This window comes from Sphingomonas sp. PP-CC-3A-396 (assembly GCF_004343105.1).
In the GTDB taxonomy this organism is placed as follows: domain Bacteria; phylum Pseudomonadota; class Alphaproteobacteria; order Sphingomonadales; family Sphingomonadaceae; genus Sphingomonas.
In genome coordinates, this window is the sequence record NZ_SLYF01000006.1 from 182,352 (window position 1) to 198,290 (window position 15,939).

A 15,939-nucleotide genomic window follows, 5' to 3' on the forward strand; every position below is an offset into this window, starting at 1 on the left:
ACGCCGGGGTGGTGCAAGTTAGAGGGTTTCACGCGGACACGCGGAGACGCGGAGCTAAATTCCCTCTGCATTTCTCTTATTGCGATCGGTGGTGAAGGAGCTTCGCTCGTTGCGAACGCAACACCTCCGCGTCTCCGCGCCTCCGCGTGAACCAAATCTTCTTACGCGACGCCAACCCGCGCTAGTGACACAGCCGCCCCCCACCGCCTAAACGGATGGCATGTGGCAGCTTTATCAATTCCCCCTGTGTCCCTTCTCGCGAAAGGTGCGCCTGCTGCTGGGCGAGAAGGGGGTCGGCTACGAACTGGTGCGCGAATCGCCCTGGGATCGCCGCGACGAGTTCATGGACATGAACCCCGCCGGGCAGACCCCGGTGATGGTCGATGCATCGCGCGGCGTGGCGCCGCTGATCGATTCGATGGCGATCTGCGAGTTCTTCGAGGAAACCGTCGAGAAGGCGGCGATGATCAACGGCACCGCGACCAACCGCGCCGAGATCCGCCGGCTGGTCACGTGGTTCGACACGCATTTCTACCGCGACGTCACCGGCCCGCTGCTCCACGAGCGCATGGTCAAGCGTCTCGCGCACCGCACAGCCCCCGACGCGAAGGGCCTGCGCGAGGCGATGAAGGCCGCGGTCGGGCATCTCGACTATATGGATTACTTGCTCGATCACCGGAACTGGCTCGGCGGCGCGACCATGAGCCTCGCCGATCTGGCAGCGGCCGCGCAGATCTCTGTGACCGATTACCTCGGCGGGATCGACTGGAAGGGCCACGACCAGACCGCGCGCTGGTATCGCGGCTTCAAGAGTCGCCCGAGCTTCCGCCCGCTGCTGTCCGAACGGATGGAGCTGATCTCACCCCCGGCGCACTACGACAATGTCGATTTCTGAGATGATCGCGTATCCGGACTTCGAGAAGGTCGACATCCGCGTCGGCACGATCGTCGAGGCCGAACCCTTCCCCGAAGCGCGGAAACCCGCGATCAAGCTCCGGATCGATTTTGGCGACGAGATCGGCGTGAAGCGATCGTCTGCGCAGATTACCGAGTATTATACGCCGGAGATTCTGGTTGGCCGTCAGGTCGCTGCGGTGGTCAACTTCCCCCCGCGCCAGATCGGCCCGATGATGTCCGAAGTCCTGACGCTCGGCTTCCCCGATGCGGACGGCAAGGTAGTGCTGATTACGCCGACCGGACCAGTCCCGAACGGCGGCCGGCTGTTTTGAACCGTCCGGTCGCCGCCTAACTCCGTTCTCCCGCGAAGGCGGGAGCCCAGGGTACCAGCCGTAACGTTTTTGGCTCCTGGACCCCCGCTTTCGCGGGGGAACGGTAGGCGAGGGGAGAATACCCTCGATAGGCCCAGCTTACTGACGCAGGTCGTTCTGCGTGATCGGCACGATCTTCACCTCGACGCGACGGTTCGCGGCCCGGCCCGCATCGGTATCGTTCGACGCGATCGGCTGCGTTTCGCCGTAGCCGCGCGTGCCGATGCGCGCTGTCTGCACGCCGTGGCTCGCCAGATAGTCCGCGACCGACCGCGCACGGCGTTCGGACAGCGTCTGGTTGTACGCGTCGCTGCCGGTCGAATCGGTATGCCCGTACACGTCGATATACGTCTGGTTGTACTGCGACAGCGTGTCCGCGACCTGGTCGAGCGTCCGCTGGAACTGCGGCTGCACGTTGGCGCTGTCATACGCGAAAGTGATGCCCGACGGAATGTTGAGCACCAGGTCGTCGCCCTGACGGATCACCTGCACGTCGGTGCCGGCAGTGCGCGCGCGCAGGTCGCGCTCCTGCTTGTCCATGTATGCGCCGATGCCTGCACCCGCGAGACCACCGATGCCCGCGCCGAGCAGCTTCTCGGTCCGATCATGCCGGCCACCGACGACGTCGCCGAGCAGATAGCCGCCGAGCGCGCCGCCGATGCCGCCGAGCGCGGTCTTCGAGATCGTCTGGCGACCCGTCTCGGGATCGGTCGTGCAACCGCTGGTGGCGATCAATGCGGCGAGTGCAGCGCCTGCGAACATCTTGGTTTTCATAGATAATCTCCCTGAGACATGACGAATGTGGGCGTCGTGCCCGATACGCCCGATAACCCGGTGTCGCGACGATTGTTCCGCCTGCGCACTGAACCGAGCCTGACCATCTTCGCAGTCCGATGTCGAGTATGCGCCGCCTCGCACGCATCGACGGTTGTGCGACGAGGCGTTGTCCTGCAAAGAGACGCCGAGCCAATGGCACCGCTTCCCCCCTTCCCCTGGATCGACGTCGCGATCATCCTCGCGCTCGTCGCGTTGAACGGCGTGTTCGCGATGAGCGAACTCGCGATCGTCTCCGCGCGGAAAGCGCGGCTCGAGGCGATGGCACGCTCGGGCAAGAAGGGCGCGCGCGCCGCACTCGTGCTCGCCGCCGACCCCGGCAAGTTCCTCTCGACCGTCCAGATCGGCATCACGCTGATCGGCATCCTCGCAGGTGCCTATTCGGGCTCGAGCCTCGGCATGCCGACCGCCGCGCGGTTGCAGGCGTGGGGCCTGTCCGCCTCGACTGCGGAGACCGCCGGGTTCGCGATCGTCATTGGCCTCACGACATACGCGTCGCTGATCATCGGTGAGCTCGTGCCGAAACAGTTCGCGCTGCGTGCGCCCGAGGCGATCGCGTCGTTCATGGCGCCGGTGATGCGCTGGCTCGCGATCGGCACCGCGCCGATCGTCTGGGTGCTCGATTCGACCAGCGCGCTGATCTTCCGTGCGCTCCGCCTGAACCGCGAATCGGAAGAGCACGTCACCGCCGAAGAGCTTCACATGATCGTCGCCGAGGCGTCGAAGTCGGGGATCATCGAGGAGCATGAGCGCTCGATTATCTCGGGCGTCGTCCGCCTCGCAGATCGCCCGGTCCGCGAAGTGATGACGCCGCGCACCGAGATCGACTGGCTCGACTGCGATTGGGGCCCCGACGAGATCCGCGAGACGCTGCTCGCCTCGCAGCACACCCGGCTGCCGGTGGGCGAAGGCTCGATTGATACGGTCAAGGGCGTCGTCCAGGCGCGCGACATCGCCGCCGCGCTGTTCCGCGGCGAGCCGATCGACCTGCGCGCTTTGATGCGGAAAGCGCCGGTCGTGATCGACCAGATCGACGCGATGGACGCGCTGCTCGCGCTGCGCGAAGCCGAAGTGCCAATGGCGCTGATCCACGACGAATACGGACATTTCGAAGGCATCGTCACGCCGGCGGATCTGCTCGCGGCGATCGCCGGCGAGTTCAAGTCGGACTCGGATCCGGACGATGCGCCTTCGGTCGTCGTGCGTGACGATGGCTCGTTGCTGGTGGCGGGGACGATGGCGGCGGATTCGCTCGCCGATCGCCTCGGCATCGACCTGCCTGAAGATCGTGATTACGCCACCGTTGCGGGGTTGGCGCTGTCGGTGTTCCGCCATCTGCCGGGTGAGGGCGAGAGCTTTGTCGAGCAGGGCTGGAAGTTCGAGATCGTCGATCTGGATGGGCGGCGCATCGACAAGTTGCTGGTGAGCGAAGTCTGAGGACTCCGCCGGGCGTGGGTGCTTGGGCGAAGTTCAGATGCAAAACCGGCGTACAGATACTTCTGATCCGCTCCGCTCCGGCTGGCGAGACTTCCTAACAACCGTCATCCCAGCGAAAGCTGGGATCTCCCCGTTTTGCGCGCGACGGATCCCAATTGGAAAACCCCAGCGTACGCTGGGGTGACGGGCTTTTGTGGTGACGGAGTACGGTACCTGAGGGGCGGATTGATGGTTTTCTCGCCGCCTGCTCGGTTCGCAGACCGTCCTTATTCCCTTCCGTTCGTCCTGAGTAGCTGCTGAGCTTGTCGAAGCGGCGTATCGAAGGATGGGTTGGCGCGCGGAACCCATGCTTCGATACGAGCCCTCGATACGCTCCTGACGGAGCTACTCGGTCTCTACTCAGCACGAACGGAGAAGGGCGGCCGATATCGTGGTCTTGGTCCGCGCGCAGATCTCTGCTCAGCACGAACGGAAAGGGGATGGTAAGCCTCCGCTCTCGTTTACGGGCGAATCTCGGCCTCGGTCTTTGCGTCGACGGCTGGAGCCGCAACTCCGGGTTCAGCAACGGCAGGCGCACTGGAACTCTCCGCCGGTACTTCCGAAACCGGCTTAGCCCCCGGCTCCAGGTCACTCGGCACGAACGGCACGACACTCGGCGGTGGCCCGGACATGCCCGCAGGATCACCCTCGACGCGGCCGTGGAGGTGGTCGATCTCCGCCTGCCGCCGGTTCAGGTAGAACGACCGCGTCGCCGCGTACGGATCGGGCGAATTGTCGTGCAGATCCTTCAACGTCTGGTCGAACTCGGACCGGTGATCGAGCGCGCCGAGGATACCCGCCGGCACCGTGTACGACGTGCTGGTGAACGGATGACCGACGCCGACCGGCAGGATCAGGCGATCGACCGCGCCGCCCAACAGGTCGCGGATCGTCGTCGGTCCGACGATCGGGAGGAACAGGAACGGGCCATTCTTGACGCCGTAATAGCCGAGCGTGTTGGCGAACCCGTTCGAGCGCCTCGGCAAATGGAACGGCTTGCGTTTGGCCATGTCGAGTACGCCGGCCACGCCGATCGTTGTATTGATCGCGAACCGCCCGACCGTCTCCGCCGCCTTGCCCGGCTTGAACTGGAGCAGGAAGTTCAGGAAGACGATCGGCTCGCGCAGGTTATAGAGGAAATTGTGGATGCCGCGGCGAATCGGGCTCGGCACGTTGTTCTTATAGGTCCGCGCGACCGGCCCGATCACGGCGTCGTCGACCTTCTGCGTCACCGCGAACGACTCGGCGTTGACCGCGCGCAACGGATCTCCCGCGGTCTCCTTGCGGCCTGTGACGACGATGTCCTTGGGGATGTCGTTGCTAGTCCGTTGGGCAGGGGTCCCCAACGGAGCGGGGCCGACCGGCGGAATGTCCTGCGTCGGCAGCCCCAGGGGGAGGATCTCGATCGCAGGAAGCGACGCGGCCAGGGCAAGCGGCGAAACCGCTATCGACGCGGCGGCCGGGAAGTCACTCGCGAAAGGCGACAGCACCGCGCCGGGTCGCGCCGCACTCGCAGCATCGCCGGGCAACGATATCGGCGCGGCCGTCACGTGAACGGGGGCAGCCGTCAACAGCATTGCGCTCATCGTTACCAGCATGTGCACTCATCGCCCTGTTATCCGCCGCTCTCCTACATCGAGATGCGGCGCGCCCGACATGCCCGTCGGCGCGCGTGGAGCATAGAGCCAATCGTCATTTCCGCCGAGGGTCGCGGTTAGCTGATCAGGCCCGCGGCACACCTTCGATGCGTTGTCATTAGTTCGAGCGCTTGGCTCACAGCTTGCCGAACACCGCCTCGAACCCGGCCTTGTCGCCCGCCGCGAGTAGCCGCGCCTGTTCGATCCAGCGATCGCGGCCCATCCGTCCGGTGAAGTTGCCGAGTTGCGCGTCGATGCGCTGCGCCTCGCTCTCCGATAGCGCCGCCATCTGGCCGATCGTCGCAACGCCGAGCGCGCCGAGCTGCGCGGCGACCTTCGGGCCGAGTCCCTTCAATTGCGTGACGGGGTCGTCTGCATAGGATGGTGCCGGCTGTGTCGACTCGATGGGTGCGGATGCTGGTGCGATCGGGGCGGGTTCGAGGGGTGTCGGCGGCGCTATTTCGGTTGCTGGGCTGGCCTCCAGCGGCGCAGCCGCGGCGATCGGCTCGTCGGCCAAACGATCGGGTGTTGGCGCAACGTCAGAGTCGGGCGTGTCGGCGATCGGCGCAGGGGCAGGACGAACCGCGGGCATGCGCTCGGGTTGGGGCTGGACCGGGGGCTGGGCGTGGGGCTGGGCGTGGGGCTGGACCTGGGGCGGCGTAACCGGGGCAACCGTCTGCGCCTGTACCTGGGACTGCGAGGCCGTGCGCGTTTCGGGTTCAGCGTCGATCGGCGCGGGGGGAACGCCGGCCTCCTTGGCGTTGGCGATCACGTCGTGCGTGGCCTTGGTGCGGCTGCGCTTGGCCCGGATGCCCCAGATTAGACCGATCACCACAAGGATCGCCACCACGGCGATGATCGTGAAGTGGATTGCGGTCAGCGTGGCGATGCCGTCGGGCAGCAGGCTGAGACCTGAGGCGGAAGTCGCGGAAGTTTCGTTCATTCCCATACCGTAGCGCCGCGCGCTGCGGGCGGCGAGATCAAATCGGCTGGCTCGTACCTGACGATCCTCCCCCGCAAGGGGGAGGTGTCGCTGAAGGTGACGGAGGGGGAGGAAACGGAACAGGGGTTTCCTCCCCCTCCGTCTGGCAAGCGCCAGCCACCTCTCCCTGGCGGGGGAGGATCAGGACTGGATTACGCGCCGCGCGCGATCTCTCGCCAGCCGATGTCGCGGCGGTAGAAGCCTTCCGCGAAATCGATCGCCTCGACCGCGCGGTAGGCGTTCGCCTGTGCCGTTGCGACATCGTCGCCGGTCGCGGTCACCGCGAGCACGCGACCGCCCGACGCGACCAGCCCGCCATCCTCATGCCGCGTGCCCGCGTGGAACACCGTGCCGCCGGCCGCCCGTGCCGAATCCAGTCCGACGATCGCGCCGCCCGCCTTGGGCGTCCCCGGATAGCCGTCCGCTGCCATCACCACGGTCAGCGCGGTCTCGTCGCTGAACTTCGCCGCCGGCATCTCGCCGAGCCGCCCTTCCGCGGTCGCCAGCATCGTCGCGAGCAGGTCGCCCTGGAACCGCATCATCAGCACCTGCGTCTCGGGATCGCCAAACCGGGCGTTATATTCGATCAGCTTGGGTCCCTGCGGCGTCAGCATCAGCCCAGCGTACAGCACGCCCGAGAAGGGCATGCCTTCCGTCGCCATCGCCGCCACCGTCGGCGCGACGATCTCGTCGATCGCGCGCTTCTCCAGCGTAGGCGTCAGCACGAGCGCAGGGCTGTACGCGCCCATCCCGCCAGTGTTCGGCCCGGTATCGCCCTCGCCCACGCGCTTGTGATCCTGCGCCGAGCCGAACGGCATCAGCGACACGCCATCGGTCAGCACGAAGAGGCTCGCCTCCTCGCCTTCGAGGAACTCCTCGATCACCGCCTCGGCTTCCCCGTCGGCGAACAGCGCGTCAAGCGCGGCATCGGCTTCGGCCGCGCTGAAGGCGATGACGACGCCCTTGCCCGCGGCGAGACCGTCCGCCTTGATGACGACCGGCAGCGAGAAGGTGCGGGCGAGCGCGGCATCTGCCTCTTCGCGCGTTTTCACACGGACATAGCCCGCGGTCGGGATCCCGGCGCGCAGGCACAGATCCTTGGTGAAGCCCTTCGACCCTTCCAGTTGCGCGGCAGCCTTCGAAGGCCCGAACACCGGAATGTCCGCGGCACGCAAGCTATCGGCCAGCCCATCGACCAGCGGCGCCTCCGGTCCGATCACGACCAGCCCCACCTCATGCTCGCGCACGAACGCGACGACCGCGCTATGATCCGTCGCATCCAGCGGCACGAGCGTCGCAACGCGCGCGATCCCGGGGTTGCCCGGCGCGGCATACAGCGTATCGAGGCCGCGAGATTGCACCAGCTTCCACGCGAGCGCATGTTCGCGCCCCCCCGAGCCCAGCAGCAGGACGTTCATGCCCGATCCCTTTTCCGATGAATTGTCCAGCGACATGGTGGCAAACATGGGGCGGCTGGTAGCCGAGCCGGTCGCCGGCGACAACGCACTCGCCATGTCGGTCGGGGAACTCGCGTTCAAGCTGAAGCGGATGGTCGAGGGTGAGTTCGGCCATGTCCGCCTGCGCGGCGAGATCTCCGGCTGGAAGCGTGTCGCGTCGGGGCATTGCTACATGTCGTTGAAAGACGACCAGGCGGTGATCGACGGCGTCATCTGGAAGGGCAATGCGTCGAGCCTCGCGTTCGTGCCGCAGGACGGCATCGAGGTGATCGCGACCGGCAAGCTCACCACCTATCCCGGCCGCTCGAAATACCAGATCGTCATCGAGCGGATGGAGCTGGCCGGCGCCGGCGCGCTCATGGCGCTGCTCGAGAAACTGAAGGCGAAGCTCGCGGGCGAGGGACTGTTCGACGGCACGCGGAAAAAGCGGCTGCCGTTCATGCCGAAGGTGATCGGCGTCGTCACCTCGGGCACCGGTGCGGTGATCCGCGACATCCTCCACCGGCTCGAGGATCGCTGCCCGACGCACGTCATCGTCTGGCCGGTAAAGGTGCAGGGCGAAGGGTCCGCCGCCGAGATCGCTGCCGCGGTCCGCGGGTTCGACGCGATTCAGCCGGGCGGCCCGGTGCCGCGCCCCGACCTCGTCATCGTCGCGCGCGGCGGCGGTTCGGTCGAGGATCTATGGTCGTTCAACGAGGAGGTCGTCGTCCGTGCTGTGGCGGCCTGCACGATCCCGATCATCTCCGCCGTCGGCCATGAGACCGACACGACCTTGTGCGATTTCGCCGCCGATCTGCGCGCGCCGACGCCGACCGCGTCGGCCGAGATCGCGGTGCCCGTGCTCGCCGACCTGCGGCTGACGATCGATAGCCACCGCAACCGCACCGAACGCTGCGCGCGCCGCCATGTCGAGCGCGGCCGCGAGCGGCTCGACGCGCTGGCGCGGTTGCTGCCGAAGCGCGACCAGCTGCTCGGGCCTCAGCGCCAGCGCGCAGACGATTTCGGCCAGCGCCTCGATCGCGGGCTGGAGCGTCGCCTGACTCTGGCGCGCGGCAGTCTCGATCGCTCGGGCGCCGCGCTCCGCCCGGCCACGCTGGAACGCAAACTCGAAGCGAAGCGCGCGCAACTCGATGCAACCTGGCGCCTCGTCCAGTCGCTCAACCCCGACGCGATCCTCGACCGTGGCTATGCCCGCGTCACCGCCCGACCCGGCGGCGAGACGCTTGCCTCCGCCACGTCGGCGCGCGACGCGGGGGCCCTGACGCTCCACTTCCGCGACGGCGTGGTCGACGCGGTGACGGACACCGGCCTTGAGCGCCCCCCCGCCAAAACCTATGCTGCCCCCAAGGCGAAGGCCGCGCCCGATGCGACGCCGCGCCAGCCCACCCTGCTGTAAAGAAGAGTTTTAGCAATGCTGATGTCCAACTCCGACCGCGCCGCGCGCCTGCATTATATGGCGAACGGTTTCCGCGTCCTCAGCCCCGGCGACCACGTGCCGTGCGCCGCGACCGGCCACCGTATCGCGCTCGAAGACCTGCGCTACTGGAGCGTCGCGCGCCAGGAAGCCTATTCCACCGCCGCCGCCGCCAGCGAAGCGATGGCGCCACGATGATCCGGGCGGCGGCGCTCATCCTGCTGGCCGCGACCAGCGCCACCGCCCAGCAAGCGCCGCCGCCAACTACCGCAACTGCGAGCCCCTTTCGCTGGACCGGCACGCTCAGCCAGGGCGGGCTGATCCTCGGGACCGCTCCCGCCGGAACGCGCACCGTCACGCTGAACGGCAAGCCGATCGCGCTGGCGCCCGACGGCCGCTTCCTCGCCGGCTTCGACCGCGACGCCGGCCCGCAAGCGTCACTGATCGCGACACTTGCCGACGGTCGCACGATCCAGCAATCGCTGACGATCGCACCCCGAAGCTGGGACATCTCGCGGCTGTCCACCCTGCCCAAATATCCCGTCCCCGAGGCAGAATTCGCGCGCATCCGTCCTGGCGAGCTCGCGCAGATCGTCGATGCACGGAAGATTTCCGCCTCCTCCGATGGCTGGCGAGGGGCATTTGCGTGGCCGGTGACAGGGCGGATCTCGACGTTGTTCGGATCGCAGCGCATCTACCGCAACGGCGAGGCGGGATCCTATCATTCGGGGATCGATATCGCGCGCGAGACGGGGACCGTGGTGCGCGCGCCGGCGGCCGGCGTCGTGATCTTCGCGGCCGACCATCCCTTCACGCTGGAGGGCAACCTGCTGATGCTCGACCACGGCATGGGCCTCAACAGCGCGTTCCTGCACCTCTCCCGGATCGACGTGAAGGTCGGCGATCGCGTGACCAGGGGCCAGCCGATCGGCGCGGTCGGCATGTCCGGCCGCGCGACCGGCCCGCATCTCCACTGGAGCCTGCGCTGGAACGACGCCAAGCTCGATCCGCTGCTGCTCGCCGGGCCGATGCCCGGCGGCTAGCGTTGCAGGCCGGGGGGGATCGGCGGATAAAAATCGCCGCGCCGCCACGGCGGATCGACCGGTTCCTCCGGATCGCGTTCGGCAAAGTTCACATAGCCGAAGAACGTCGCGATCAGCCGCTCGCTCGCGTCGAGGATCGGTCGGCGCCCATGCATGAAGCGCGTATTGTCGAGCATCAGCACGTCGCCGGCCTGCCAGGCGACCGCGGCGCTGACGCTGTCCCCCGCCGCCTTGATCGCCTGCAGCCACGGCTCGGGTACCGGATAGCCGTCGTCGAGCAGCGGAAAATCGGGGCGGTTGTTGTTGAACCGCGCGAACAGCAGGAAATTGCCGAACGCCTGCGCATCGATGAACATCGGCCGATGCAATGCGGGCCGCGTAAAGATCCGCAACACCTGTCCCTCGATCCGCCGAAAGGAATACGGGCAGGACGGCGGCGGCGAGGCCAGCACCGCGTCGCTCGGATCGGGATCGCCCAGCCAGAAGTCGAGCAGCTCGGGCCAGGTCGGCTTGATATACAGCAGCCGTCGATCCTCGAGCAGGCGGCGCAGCGCGTCAGGCAGCGCGTTCACCAGCGCGACACCATCGCAGACCAGCGTTTCACCGCCACGCGACGGCGGCGACAGGCAGGCGAAGAACGCCGCGTCGGGCTTCCACGGTTCGCGCGACAATTCGGGGTGAAGCGAAAACGCCCCGGTCCCGCCATCGACGGTATGGATGTTGAACTCCGGCTCGATTGGTCGCCGCCCCGGGCTCTCGTTCATCACCGAGGTCGAGCAGAATTTGCCCGCGAACCGCCGGAATTGCGCAGCATCGGCGCCGAACCCGCGCACCAGCAGCGCGCCGTGCGTCTTGTAGAGCGCGACGATCTGCGCCGGGTCGATATCGAGGATCCCGGCTTCGTCTGCGGGTTCGACCAGCACATAGGGGCGGCCGGGCTCGGGAGCGTGGATCTTTGGCATGGCCGGGCAGGGATAGCGGCAATCCGGCAGCGGAGCTATACCCGCGACGATGACCCTGACGCTGGCCGATCTCTACGCTTCGCCCGATCATTATCTGCATTCGTTCGACGGCGACACCGCGGTGTTCGTGCCGATGGACCGGGCCGCCTATCACCGGTCGATCTTCCTCGATGCGCGGATTTCGCCGGCTGAGGACGGTGCGCTGCGGGTGCCCGTTGCGGCATTGATCGAAAGCATTCCGGCGTCTTTGCCGACCGGCTGGATCATGCATGTCGCGCATTGCGGATCGACGCTGCTCGCACGTGCGCTAGATGACGCCGACGCGAACCTCGTGTTGCGCGAGCCTCAGGCGTTGCGCCAACTCGCCTTCGGCCCACCCGATGGACGACTGGCGCTGACGACCGCGATGCTGTCGAAACGCTACCGCCCGGACTTGCCAACGATCGTCAAGGGCAACGTCCCGACCAACTTCCTGCTCCCCCGGATCAGCGCGGCAACGCCCGACGCGCCGATGATATTTCTGTATCTGCCGTTGCGCGAGTATCTGTTTGCCATCCTGCGCAGCGACAATCATCGGACGTGGCTCCGCAATGTCACGACGCAGCTCGGCAAGCATGTCGGCGGGGCAATCGGCGCGCTGCACAATGCTTCCGATGCCCAGCGCGCGGCTGCGCTGTGGCTCGCCCAGATGCAACTATACGCCGACACGGCGGGGATCATGGTGAACGCGCGCAGCCTGGATGCAGAGATGTTCTTCGCGGATCCGACCACCGCCCTGACCGCGGCGGCGGCGCATTTCGGCGTACCGCTGTCACCGCGCGAGATCGAAGCCCGTGTCGGGGGGGCGCTGTTCGCGACCTATTCGAAGAACCCGGCACAATCGTTCGGAAACGCCGATCGCTTGGCGCGCCGTAACGATGTCGAGGCCGAGCTCTCCGTCGATCTCGACGAAGCCGAACGCTGGATCGCCGCGCGCGAGACAGAAGCCTCGTCCGCACTGGCGACGCTGCGAGCTATTCCGCTCGCCGTTTGACCGTCGGGTACGTGATCGCGGCGGTGTTCAGCGCACCCGAATGCCACGCACGCTGCGCTCGCCGTTGATCGCGATGAAGTAGTTGCCCATCGCACCCTGACGGATACGGACCTTGGCGCCGGCCTTTGGCGGGAACGACATCGGATCGGTTGTCATCCAGACCGCCTCGCTGTCCGCCAGCCGGAGCTCGATCCGGCCATTCTCCATCGGTCGTGCGCTCGCGATCGTAGTGTTCAGCTCGGTGAAGTCGTCGGTCTTGGGGCCGTCGTCGCGGTCGCCGCCACCGAACAGCGGAATATGGGGCACCGAAAAACCGAACAGCGATTTCCGCGCCTTTCGGATATCCTGGCGGTCTACGATCGTGACGTCCTTCGCCTCGACCGCGGTTTCGATCGCAGCCGCCGCCGCGTCGAAACAGGCAAGCCTTGATTCGGCACTGGAAATCGCGCGGCAATGCGACAGCGATTCCATGACCTTACCGCTCGACATCTCCTGTGCCGTACCTTCGCGGCTGCAGCATATCAAGGCGATCGACGCCATTAGAATCCGTCCGGTCATCCCGCTTTCCCCGCAATTTCGTCGCCTTCACGCTATGCCGATCCTGCTGGGTCGACAAGTCGAGCGAAGGGGAGTGTGGCGCGCTTGCTACAATCCGCAATAATATGTCGCTAGTGTTACGGCCCCGTTGGCGAACCGCCGCAATTCGATTACGCAACGCAACATCTAACCGGCAAACGTCGGAAGATGGTCCGGACAACGGATCATGAAAGGGGACTTTTCATGCTTGCTCCATATCGTTCGCGCTTGTTGGCTTCGACCTTGCTGGTCGGCGCCGTGATCGCTGCCAATCCCGCCTTCGCGCAGGACGCCAATCCCGCCAGCCAGCCCAAGACGGGCATCCAGAGCACCGACGCCGCGGCCCCCGCCGCTGGCATTTCGAGCCAGGAATCGGCGCCTCCCGCAGACGCGAGCAGCACGGGCGAAGTCGTCGTCACCGGTACGTTGATCCGTAACCCGAACCTGATTTCGTCTAGCCCGGTTGCAGTGATCGGCCAGGAAGAGATCGCGCTGCGTCAGTCGGGCAACGCCGAGTCGCTGATCCGCGATCTTCCGGGCGTCGTCGCGTCGATCGGCCAGAACGTCAACAACGGCAACGGCGGTGCGTCGTTCGTCGATCTTCGCGGTCTCGGCAACTTCATCACCCGCTCCGATTTCTCGGGCATGGAGCTTAACCTCTCCAAGGGCATCACCGAAAAGGGCGATGGCGCGTCGACCCGTGCGGACCTGACCATCGGCGGCAACTTCGCTGATGACAAGGGCAACGCAGTGCTCTCGATCGGCTACCAGAAGTCGGACCCGATTTATCAGGGTTCGCGTCGCATCTCGTTCAACAACTACACGTCGACCTCGGGTGGTCGTGGTGGTTCGGGCACGACGGTTCCAGGCCGCTTCACGGTTGGCAGCGCACAGAATGCGCTCGTGCCGGAGACCGGTACGTTGCGTCCGTATGTGGCCTCGCGCGACGGCTTCAACTTCAATCCGTACAACGTGTTCCAGACGCCGTTCAAGCGCTACAACCTGTACGCTGCCGCGCATTACGATGTCGCCGACAACGTCCAAGTCTACACGCGCGGCATGTTCTCGAAGAACACCGTCAACACGGTGATTGCACCGTCGGGTCTGTTCGGCACGTCCGCACTCATCCCGCTCAGCAATCCGTATCTGCCGGCAACGGCGCGCGCGCAATTCTGCGCTGCCAACCCGGCATATTCGTTCCCGGGCGGTGGTACGCCTGTTTTGATCAACCGTCAGCTGACGGCGGCCGAGTGCACCGCAGCGGCATCGGCGACGAGCCTCTCTGACCCGAACTTCCGCGCGATCACGACGACGATCGGTCGTCGCAGCACTGAAGTCGGTCCGCGTCTCTCGCAGTTCGTCACCCAGATCTTCGATTACCACGCTGGCGCCAAGATCGGGATCACGAACTCGATCAACCTCGACGTGTCGGGTGGCTATGGTGAGTCGGAGAACCGCCAGACGCAGTCGGGTTATGTGCTGGCGTCGCGTGCGCGCACGGCATTGTTCGCGACCAACACGACGAGCTGCCTCGCGGCTTCGCCTGCGGTCACGACCGTCAATGCGAGCGGCCAAACGGTTGTCCTCGCCGCCGGCGGTGCGGGCACCAACGCAGGCAGCGGTTGCGTTCCGCTCAACATCTTCGGTGCGGACGGTTCGATCACGCCCAACCAGATTGGGTATCTGACGGCAGACAGCACGACCCGTCAGTTCGCGTCGCTGGCCCAGGCCCGCGCGCTGCTGACCGGCGATTTCGGTTTCTCGTCGCCATTGGCGAGTGAGCCGGTCGGCTTCGCTGCCGGGACCGAGTATCGCAAGTACAAGGGCTCGCAGAGCGCCGATACGCTGTCGCAGACCGCGGGTGAGCTCGGCGGCGCCGGTGGTGCAGTCCTGAACTTCAACGGCGGTTATGAAGTCGTCGAAGGCTATGGCGAGTTGATCGCGCCGCTGATCGCGGATCGTCCGTTCTTCCGCAGCCTGACGGTCGAAGCTGGCGTGCGCTATTCGGACTACAAGGTGTTCGCGGATAACAACCCGAGCTACAACACGACCACCTACAAGGGCGGCGGTAGCTGGGAGCCGTTTGATGGCCTGAAGATGCGCGGCAACTATCAGCGTGCGGTTCGTGCGCCGAACATCGCCGAGCTGTTCTCGCCATCGAGCGTCGGGTTGACCAACCTGGCGCAGGATCCGTGCCGCACGACGGCAACGTATGCTGGGCCTGCAACGAACGCCAACCTGGCAGCAGTCTGCCTTGGGCAGGGTGCTCCGGCAGCCTCGATCGGCCTGATCCGGAACCCGACTGCAGGACAGCCGGCGGCAACGTTCTCCGGCAGCCTGGCACTGCGTCCGGAAACTTCGGACTCCTACACGTTCGGCGTCGTCATCCAGCCGAAGCACTTCATTCCGGGTCTGTCGATCACGGTCGATTACTATAACATCAGCATCCGCAATGCGATTTCGCAGCCATTGCCTGGTGACGCGATCGATGCATGCTTCGGTCAGGGCGTCGCAGCCGGTGGCGCCGTCAACGTCAACGCAGCCAGCGCTTCGAACCCGCTCTGCACGGTGATCCGTCGCAACCCGGTCACGGGTGCTCTCGATGGCGATCCTGCAACGACGGGCGGTCTGAACTTCACGCCGTCGAACCAGGGTCGTATCCTGACCGACGGTATCGATCTCGGTGCGAACTATCGCCGCGATCTCGGCTTCACGAAGCTGAACCTCAGCTTCCAGGGCAACTGGACGAACCGCTCGAAGTTCAAGGCAACGCCGATCTCGCAGTATCGCGAGTGCGTCGGGCTCTACAGCAGCAACTGCGGTTCGCCGGGTTCGGCAGGTCCAAGCTCCGCGGCAGGTTCGCTCCAGCCCGCGTTCACGTGGAACCAGCGTACCACGCTGACCTTCGGTCCTGCGGACATCTCGCTCCTGTGGCGTCACGTTGGCAGCATGAAGGTCGAAGACGGCGTCACCGCCTTCGCCGGTACGATCGGCTCGGGCGCTCTCGCTGGCGAAGTCGTCGATTTTAGCAAGATCAAGGCGTATAACTACCTCGATCTGGCGACCCGCATCGGCGTTGGCGACAACCTCGACTTTACGGTCACCGTCACCAACCTGCTCGACAAGGCGCCTCCGATCGTCGGTGGCACGATCGGTTCGACGTCGTTCAACAGCGGCAACACCTTCCCGTCGACCTATGACGCGATCGGTCGCCGCTTCCAGTTCGGCGCACGCATGAAGTTCTGATCGGATCGCAC

The 15,939-nt window shown here is 65.9% G+C and carries 14 protein-coding genes; 8 read left to right on the forward strand and 6 right to left on the reverse strand.

All coding sequences use genetic code 11. The features are described 5' to 3' along the window. The first annotated feature begins 220 nt into the window (after nucleotides 1-220). Nucleotides 221-895, forward strand: coding sequence for a glutathione S-transferase family protein (locus C8J40_RS13295; protein ID WP_056054264.1), 675 nt, complete (start codon nucleotides 221-223; stop codon nucleotides 893-895). Beyond that, nucleotides 882-1,229 carry a tRNA-binding protein gene (locus tag C8J40_RS13300; RefSeq protein WP_132897411.1) on the forward strand — a complete coding sequence of 116 codons (348 nt, stop codon included), beginning with the start codon at nucleotides 882-884 and terminating at the stop codon, nucleotides 1,227-1,229. Before C8J40_RS13295 ends, C8J40_RS13300 begins: the two co-directional genes overlap by 14 nt. Before the next feature lie 138 nt (nucleotides 1,230-1,367). On the opposite strand, the gene C8J40_RS13305 is transcribed toward C8J40_RS13300, so the two are convergent. Then, nucleotides 1,368-2,042 (reverse strand): OmpA family protein, encoded by a 675-nt coding sequence (locus C8J40_RS13305; RefSeq protein WP_132897412.1) that lies wholly within the window; start codon nucleotides 2,040-2,042, stop codon nucleotides 1,368-1,370. Nucleotides 2,043-2,237: 195 nt separating this feature from the next. Between C8J40_RS13305 and C8J40_RS13310 the strand changes: the two genes are divergently transcribed. Continuing rightward, nucleotides 2,238-3,539 carry a hemolysin family protein gene (locus tag C8J40_RS13310; protein ID WP_056063992.1) on the forward strand — a complete coding sequence of 434 codons (1,302 nt, stop codon included), beginning with the start codon at nucleotides 2,238-2,240 and terminating at the stop codon, nucleotides 3,537-3,539. A gap of 500 nt (nucleotides 3,540-4,039) precedes the next feature. Here C8J40_RS13310 and C8J40_RS13315 read toward each other — a convergent pair whose 3' ends face one another. The 3 genes from C8J40_RS13315 to purD form a co-directional block, all read right to left on the reverse strand. Next, nucleotides 4,040-5,176: a VacJ family lipoprotein gene (locus C8J40_RS13315; protein WP_243693378.1), complete on the reverse strand. Its 1,137-nt coding sequence runs from the start codon at nucleotides 5,174-5,176 to the stop codon at nucleotides 4,040-4,042. Between the two features lie 175 nt (nucleotides 5,177-5,351). After that, on the reverse strand, nucleotides 5,352-6,158 hold the full coding sequence (locus tag C8J40_RS13320; protein WP_132897413.1) for a hypothetical protein: 807 nt from the start codon (nucleotides 6,156-6,158) through the stop codon (nucleotides 5,352-5,354). A 191-nt stretch (nucleotides 6,159-6,349) separates the two neighbouring features. After that, the gene (gene purD, locus C8J40_RS13325) at nucleotides 6,350-7,615 is read right to left on the reverse strand and encodes a phosphoribosylamine--glycine ligase (protein ID WP_132897414.1); all 1,266 of its coding nucleotides are present in this window, start codon (nucleotides 7,613-7,615) and stop codon (nucleotides 6,350-6,352) included. Here purD and xseA point away from each other — a divergent pair. The 3 genes from xseA to C8J40_RS13340 are packed head-to-tail and all read left to right on the forward strand — an operon-like array spanning nucleotide 7,614 to nucleotide 10,111. Then, entirely contained in the window at nucleotides 7,614-9,050 is a 1,437-nt protein-coding gene (xseA, locus tag C8J40_RS13330) for an exodeoxyribonuclease VII large subunit (protein ID WP_347812469.1), read from the forward strand. The two genes, purD and xseA, sit on opposite strands and share 2 nt — an antisense overlap. 15 nt (nucleotides 9,051-9,065) lie before the next feature. Further along, nucleotides 9,066-9,266 (forward strand): DUF2093 domain-containing protein, encoded by a 201-nt coding sequence (locus C8J40_RS13335; protein WP_132897415.1) that lies wholly within the window; start codon nucleotides 9,066-9,068, stop codon nucleotides 9,264-9,266. Then, complete coding sequence (locus C8J40_RS13340; protein ID WP_132897416.1) at nucleotides 9,263-10,111, forward strand: M23 family metallopeptidase; 849 nt, start codon at nucleotides 9,263-9,265, stop codon at nucleotides 10,109-10,111. Before C8J40_RS13335 ends, C8J40_RS13340 begins: the two co-directional genes overlap by 4 nt. Here the strand turns inward: C8J40_RS13340 and C8J40_RS13345 are convergent. Continuing rightward, the gene (locus C8J40_RS13345) at nucleotides 10,108-11,073 is read right to left on the reverse strand and encodes a TauD/TfdA family dioxygenase (RefSeq protein WP_132897417.1); all 966 of its coding nucleotides are present in this window, start codon (nucleotides 11,071-11,073) and stop codon (nucleotides 10,108-10,110) included. The genes C8J40_RS13340 and C8J40_RS13345 overlap by 4 nt on opposite strands. A 49-nt stretch (nucleotides 11,074-11,122) precedes the next feature. On the opposite strand from C8J40_RS13345, the gene C8J40_RS13350 reads away from it, so the two are divergent. After that, a complete protein-coding gene (locus C8J40_RS13350; RefSeq protein WP_132897418.1) occupies nucleotides 11,123-12,106 on the forward strand; it encodes a hypothetical protein in 984 nt (327 codons plus the stop codon). 27 nt (nucleotides 12,107-12,133) lie between these two features. On the opposite strand, the gene C8J40_RS13355 is transcribed toward C8J40_RS13350, so the two are convergent. Next, nucleotides 12,134-12,664 (reverse strand): hypothetical protein, encoded by a 531-nt coding sequence (locus tag C8J40_RS13355; RefSeq protein ID WP_132897419.1) that lies wholly within the window; start codon nucleotides 12,662-12,664, stop codon nucleotides 12,134-12,136. Nucleotides 12,665-12,910: 246 nt separating this feature from the next. Here C8J40_RS13355 and C8J40_RS13360 point away from each other — a divergent pair, with 246 nt between their 5' ends. Next, complete coding sequence (locus tag C8J40_RS13360; RefSeq protein WP_347812470.1) at nucleotides 12,911-15,928, forward strand: TonB-dependent receptor; 3,018 nt, start codon at nucleotides 12,911-12,913, stop codon at nucleotides 15,926-15,928. The last annotated feature ends 11 nt before the right edge of the window (nucleotides 15,929-15,939 follow it).

Coding starts and splice junctions, on each gene's coding strand:
- C8J40_RS13345 (WP_132897417.1), bottom strand. CDS start 11,073: ATGCCAAAGATCCACGCTCCCGAGCCCGGCCGCCCCTATGTGCTGGTC.
- xseA (WP_347812469.1), top strand. CDS start 7,614: ATGCCCGATCCCTTTTCCGATGAATTGTCCAGCGACATGGTGGCAAAC.
- C8J40_RS13350 (WP_132897418.1), top strand. CDS start 11,123: ATGACCCTGACGCTGGCCGATCTCTACGCTTCGCCCGATCATTATCTG.
- C8J40_RS13300 (WP_132897411.1), top strand. CDS start 882: ATGTCGATTTCTGAGATGATCGCGTATCCGGACTTCGAGAAGGTCGAC.
- C8J40_RS13295 (WP_056054264.1), top strand. CDS start 221: ATGTGGCAGCTTTATCAATTCCCCCTGTGTCCCTTCTCGCGAAAGGTG.
- C8J40_RS13355 (WP_132897419.1), bottom strand. CDS start 12,664: ATGACCGGACGGATTCTAATGGCGTCGATCGCCTTGATATGCTGCAGC.
- C8J40_RS13335 (WP_132897415.1), top strand. CDS start 9,066: ATGCTGATGTCCAACTCCGACCGCGCCGCGCGCCTGCATTATATGGCG.
- C8J40_RS13315 (WP_243693378.1), bottom strand. CDS start 5,176: ATGCTGGTAACGATGAGCGCAATGCTGTTGACGGCTGCCCCCGTTCAC.
- C8J40_RS13305 (WP_132897412.1), bottom strand. CDS start 2,042: ATGAAAACCAAGATGTTCGCAGGCGCTGCACTCGCCGCATTGATCGCC.
- purD (WP_132897414.1), bottom strand. CDS start 7,615: ATGAACGTCCTGCTGCTGGGCTCGGGGGGGCGCGAACATGCGCTCGCG.
- C8J40_RS13340 (WP_132897416.1), top strand. CDS start 9,263: ATGATCCGGGCGGCGGCGCTCATCCTGCTGGCCGCGACCAGCGCCACC.
- C8J40_RS13310 (WP_056063992.1), top strand. CDS start 2,238: ATGGCACCGCTTCCCCCCTTCCCCTGGATCGACGTCGCGATCATCCTC.
- C8J40_RS13320 (WP_132897413.1), bottom strand. CDS start 6,158: ATGAACGAAACTTCCGCGACTTCCGCCTCAGGTCTCAGCCTGCTGCCC.